The 333-nt window shown below is 73.0% G+C and carries 1 pseudogene; it reads right to left on the bottom strand.

Annotation, left to right across the window (positions count from 1 at the left end):
• Positions 1 to 333, bottom strand: a pseudogene (locus ACCC94_RS30175) (bifunctional transcriptional activator/DNA repair enzyme protein Ada); the annotation flags it as partial.

Raw genomic sequence — 333 nt, 5'->3', positions numbered from 1 at the left:
GCGCTGAAGCGTTCGGCCAGCTGGCGCTCCAGCTCGCCGGCGTCGTCGGCGAAGAGCAGGGCGCATACGCCCTTGTCGGTGGCCGCCAGCAGCACCAGCCCGAGCGGGCAGGGCGCGATGGTGTAGCGCAGGCGCTCGCCGGCGCCTTTCTGCCGACGCTGTGCCGGGCTCAACGGCATGGCGCTTTCATACAGGGCGCGGGTGCCGGAGTAACCGGCTTCCAACGCCGCATCGAGCACTGAGCGCGATTGCGGCAGGGCGGCGGCCAGGCGTTGCTCGCGGCGGGATTCCGCCCAGGCGCGGGGCGTCAGGCCGGTGCGGGCCTTGAAGGCA

Origin of the sequence: Pseudomonas sp. Pseusp97, assembly GCF_047304025.1 — a bacterium.
In the GTDB taxonomy this organism is placed as follows: domain Bacteria; phylum Pseudomonadota; class Gammaproteobacteria; order Pseudomonadales; family Pseudomonadaceae; genus Pseudomonas.
The sequence above is the reverse complement of the archived record's forward strand: the minus strand, read 5'-3'. Positions and strand labels throughout refer to the sequence as shown.